Source organism: Mycobacterium sp. TH-M25, from assembly GCF_057473665.1.
The window spans coordinates 1-4,661 of sequence record NZ_JBYCLA010000217.1 but is presented as its reverse complement, the minus strand read 5'-3'; the positions used below and the strand labels follow the sequence as shown (position 1 = coordinate 4,661).

At 67.9% G+C, this 4,661-nt stretch carries 5 protein-coding genes; 4 read left to right on the top strand and 1 reads right to left on the bottom strand.

The genetic code is table 11. From position 1 onward, the window contains the following. Positions 1-805: flavin-containing monooxygenase (locus AC2VOU_RS07330; RefSeq protein ID WP_486956779.1), on the bottom strand; the 805-nt coding region annotated here is incomplete at its 3' end. 209 nt (positions 806-1,014) lie between these two features. Between AC2VOU_RS07330 and AC2VOU_RS07325 the strand changes: the two genes are divergently transcribed. The 4 genes from AC2VOU_RS07325 to mnmA form a co-directional block, all read left to right on the top strand. After that, complete coding sequence (locus AC2VOU_RS07325) at positions 1,015-1,854, top strand: GNAT family N-acetyltransferase (RefSeq protein WP_486956778.1); 840 nt, start codon at positions 1,015-1,017, stop codon at positions 1,852-1,854. Next, entirely contained in the window at positions 1,854-2,750 is an 897-nt protein-coding gene (locus AC2VOU_RS07320; protein ID WP_486956777.1) for a lysophospholipid acyltransferase family protein, read from the top strand. The genes AC2VOU_RS07325 and AC2VOU_RS07320 overlap by 1 nt, the downstream gene beginning before the upstream one ends. Positions 2,751-2,783: 33 nt before the next feature. After that, positions 2,784-3,965 (top strand): cysteine desulfurase family protein, encoded by a 1,182-nt coding sequence (locus AC2VOU_RS07315; protein WP_486956776.1) that lies wholly within the window; start codon positions 2,784-2,786, stop codon positions 3,963-3,965. Further along, the coding region (gene mnmA / locus AC2VOU_RS07310) for a tRNA 2-thiouridine(34) synthase MnmA (RefSeq protein ID WP_486956775.1) at positions 3,962-4,661 on the top strand (700 nt) is incomplete at its 3' end. The genes AC2VOU_RS07315 and mnmA, both read left to right, overlap by 4 nt.

The following is a 4,661-nucleotide window of genomic DNA, read 5'->3' as shown; positions in this document are numbered from 1 at the left end:
GGGTGCGCTGGAATACGAACAGTTCACCGCACGCGTCGGCCAGGCGCGGTACGCACTGGACGGCCGTCGCGCCGGTGCCGACGATGCCGATTCGCTTGTCGGAAAGGCCGCTCAGGTCGTCGCCGGTGTAATCGTAGTCCCAGCGGCTGGTGTGAAAGGTATGCCCGCCGAACTCGGTAATACCCTCAATGCCAGGTAGCTTCGGCTTCTGGAGGTATCCGTTGGCCATCGCCACGAACCGCGCACGAATCTCGTCGCCGCGATCGGTCGATATCACCCATCGGGAACTGGTTGTTTCCCAACGGATTTCCCGTACTTCGGTCTGCAAACAGGCGTCCCGGTACAAGTCGTAGTGCCGGGCGATTCGGCGGCAATGCTCCCAGATCTCGGGGCCCTTGGCGTACTTCTCGGTCGGCACGTAACCGAGCTCTTCGAGCAGCGGCATGTACACGTAGGACTCGACGTCACAGGCGATTCCGGGATAGCGGTTCCAGTACCAGGTTCCGCCTACGTCGGCGGCCTTGTCGATCAGCCGCACGTTGTCAACGCCGAGCTGTTTGCAGCGCGCCCCAATGAGCAGTCCGCCGAAGCCTGCTCCTACGACGGCGACGTCGACGGAGTCGCGGAGCGGATCCCGGCCGAAATTCGGATCAGCCCACGGATCGTCGCCGAACCTGCTGAATGCCCCGGTGATCTGCACATACTGCGAAATGCCGTCCGACCGGAGACGGCGCCGGCGCTCTTCGGCGTACTTGGCGCGCAGCGCATCCGGATCGAACGATTCTTCGGCGTTGCCAGACGTCACGGCTGAATACTGGACCAATTTTGTGACCCAGGCAACGTCGGAGTGCGAATCTTTGTCATCTAGCGTGCACGAACACGTTACGGCGGCGATGCCGGTTAGCTGAACAACAACGCAACAGTGGAGCCCATGAGCCGCGACACGACGAATCCGCGACACGATGATCCGCGACACGACGATGCAGAGCGCCGTGATGAGCAGGAGCGGCGCCGGTGAGTGCTGAATCGGTGCTCATCGCCGCGGAAAAGCCGGCACCGGGAACATGCGCAACAGCAGAACCGCGGTATTCACTGTTGCTTTCCAACGACTCCGGCCACATCGAGGCAGCGCAACGGCTGCGCTACGACGTATTCAGCAGCGAACCGGGTTTCGCGCTGACCGGGCGCGGCGACGGCCTCGACGCTGACCGCTTCGACGAGCACTGCGACCACCTGTTGGTTCGCGAAGACAACTCCGGCGGATGGGTCGGCTGCTACCGCATGCTGACGCCGACCGGTGCGATCGCAGCGGGAGGGCTCTACACCGCAACGGAATTCGACATCCGGCCACTGGACGCATTACGGCCCTCGCTGGTGGAAATGGGCCGCGCGGTGGTGCACAAGGACCACCGCAATGGTGCTGTCGTCCTGCTGATGTGGGCAGGCATCCTGGCCTACCTGGACCACTGTGACTACGACTACGTGACCGGCTGCGTTTCGGTGCCGGTGGTCGTGGCAGGCGAACCACCGGGAACGCAGATCCGCGGCGTGCGTGACTTTGTCGCGCGGCGCCACGCCGCGCCGGCCGAATACCGGGTTCGCCCGCACCGGCCGGTGATCATCGGCGGGCGCCCGCTCGACGAGATCACCCCGCCCGCCCGGCCGGTGATCCCGCCGCTGATGCGCGGCTACCTGCGTTTGGGTGCGCAGATATGTGGTGAGCCGGCCCACGATTCCGACTTCGGTGTCGGGGATTTCCCGGCGCTGCTGGACAAGCGCCAGGCTGACACCCGCTACCTGCGGCGGCTCCGGTCGGTGTCGGCGGCGACCAAGGCAGCGGGTCGGGGGGCCTGATGAGCGCCCCACCTTCGCGCGATCACGCCTGGCTGCCCCGGGCGACCTGCAACACGGACTGCATACGCGCGGGCGGCTATCGGGTCACCTGGCGGCTGATCGTGGCGCTGCGCGTTGCCCGGCGCATTACTTTGCTGCTGCTGTTGGCGCCCGCCCTGCCGGTGCTGGCCGGGATTATCCCGGTCTGGTCGAAGTCGCGGGCGATCTACTGCCGGCTGTTGCTGTGGTGCCTCGGCGTCAAGATCGACGTGTCCGGCGGGCCGATCCGTAACCTGCCCGGCGTGCTGGTGGTCAGCGATCACATGTCCTGGCTGGACATCCTGACGATCGGAGCGACGCTGCCGTCCAGCGGGTGGCGGGTATCGCCGCTGTCCTTCGTGGCCCGCGCCGACGTGGCCGCCAGCGGCGCAGTGAAGATGATGGCGCGCATCGTCACGGTGATCCCGATCGAACGTGCCAAATTGCGTCAGCTGCCCGAGGTGGTGGACACCGTCGCCGCCCGGCTTTGCGCCGGCCACACGGTGGTGGCATTCCCAGAGGGCACCACCTGGTGCGGTTTGTCGGGCAGGTCACACCAGGGGGCGGGGCCGTTCTACCCGGCCATGTTCCAGGCCGCAGTCGACACCGGCCGGCCGGTCCAACCGCTGCGGCTGCGCTACCAGCACCGGGACGGCAGCGCCTCGACGGTGCCGGCCTACATCGGCGACGACACGCTGTTGCGTTCGATCGGCCGGCTGATGGTGGCCCGCCGCACGGTGGCGCGCATTTACGTCGAATCACTGCAGCTGCCGGGCGAGGATCGGCGCGAGCTGGCCCGCCGCTGCCAGGCGGCGATCCGCATGACGTCGACCGCTTGCCCGCATCGCGGACAGCGGCCGTCTGTGCTCGCGTCCTGAGCTCGATGGGCGCGCCGGTATCCTGGGCGGGTCATGGTCTATCTGGATCACGCTGCCACCTCCCCGATGCACCCCGCTGCCATCGAGGCGATGACAGCCGTCCTGGGCACCGTCGGTAACGCGTCGTCGCTGCACGCCACCGGGCGGCTGGCTCGCCGGCGCATGGAGGAGGCCCGCGAGCTGATCGCGGCCAAGCTGGGCGCCCGCCCGTCCGAGGTGATCTTCACCGCCGGCGGCACCGAGAGCGACAACCTCGCCGTCAAGGGCATCTATTGGGCTCGCCGCGACGCCGAACCGCGCCACCGCCGCATCATCACCACCGAGGTTGAGCACCACGCTGTGCTGGATGGGGTGCACTGGCTGGCTGGGCACGAAGGCGCCGTGGTCACCTGGCTCCCCACCGGCGCCGACGGCTCGGTGTCCGCGGCGGCGCTGCGCGATGCGCTGGAACGCCACGACGACGTCGCACTGGTCACGGTGATGTGGGCCAACAACGAAGTCGGCACCATCATGCCGATCGACGAACTCGCGTCCATCGCAGCCGAATTCGACGTTCCGATGCACAGCGACGCGGTTCAGGCGGTCGGCCAGCTGCCGGTCGACTTCGGCGCCGGCCAGCTGTCCGCGATGAGCTTGGCCGCGCACAAGTTCGGCGGTCCGGTCGGTGCGGGCGCGCTGCTGCTTCGTCGAGACGTGGCGTGTGCGCCGTTGTCGCACGGCGGCGGCCAGGAGCGGGACATCCGCTCCGGCACACCCGATGTCGCCGCAGCGGTCGCCATGGCGACCGCGATGAGTCTGGCCGTCGACGGGCTGGGGGACAGCAGCGCCCGGCTTAGGCGAATGCGTGACCGACTCATCGACGGGGTACTCGCTGCGGTGGCGGGCACCCGGCTCAACGGCGCCGCCGGCACCCGACGTCTCCCCGGCAACGCGCACTTCACCTTCGATGGATGCGAAGGTGATGCGCTGCTGATGTTGTTGGACGCCAACGAAATCGAATGCTCGACTGGGTCAGCGTGCACCGCCGGGGTCGCGCAGCCGTCGCACGTGTTGGTCGCGATGGGCGCCGACCCTGCCAATGCCCGCGGATCGCTGCGACTGTCGCTGGGGCACACCAGCGTCGAGTCCGACGTCGACGCGGCGCTGCAGGTGCTACCCGGCGCGGTGGCGAGGGCGCGGCAGGCAGCACTTGCCACCGTGGGGGCGTCTCGATGAAGGTGCTCGCCGCGATGAGCGGCGGTGTCGACTCGTCGGTCGCTGCCGCGCGCATGGTCGACGCGGGTCACGACGTGGTGGGCGTGCACCTGGCCTTGTCGCACGCCCCGGGCGCCCTGCGAACCGGCTCGCGCGGCTGTTGCTCCAAGGAAGACGCCGGCGATGCCCGACGCGTCGCTGATGTGCTCGAAATACCTTTCTATGTCTGGGATTTCGCGGATAGGTTCAAAGAGGACGTCATCGACGACTTTGTGTCGTCCTATGCCCGCGGCGAAACGCCGAACCCGTGTGTGCGGTGCAACGAGCGCATCAAATTCTCCGCGTTGGCCGCCCGGGCCCTGGCGCTGGGCTTTGACGCGGTCGCCACCGGCCACTACGCCCGGCTCTCGGACGGGCGACTGCGCCGTGCGGTGGACGCCGACAAAGACCAGTCCTACGTCCTGGCGGTGCTGACCGCCGATCAACTACGTCATGCCGCGTTCCCGATCGGGGACACCCCCAAGTCGCAGATCCGCGCCGAGGCGGCCCGTCGCGGCCTGTCGGTTGCCGACAAGCCGGACAGCCACGACATCTGCTTCATCCCGTCCGGCGACACCCGCGCCTTTCTCGGCGAGCGCATCGGGGTGCGCCGCGGTTCGGTGGTCGACCAGCGCGGCGCCGTGTTGGCCACCCACGACGGCGTGCACGGTTTCACCA

Excerpts from the sequence above, each read along its gene's own strand:
- AC2VOU_RS07320 (WP_486956777.1), top strand. The coding sequence starts at position 1,854 with ATGAGCGCCCCACCTTCGCGCGATCACGCCTGGCTGCCCCGGGCGACC.
- AC2VOU_RS07315 (WP_486956776.1), top strand. The coding sequence starts at position 2,784 with ATGGTCTATCTGGATCACGCTGCCACCTCCCCGATGCACCCCGCTGCC.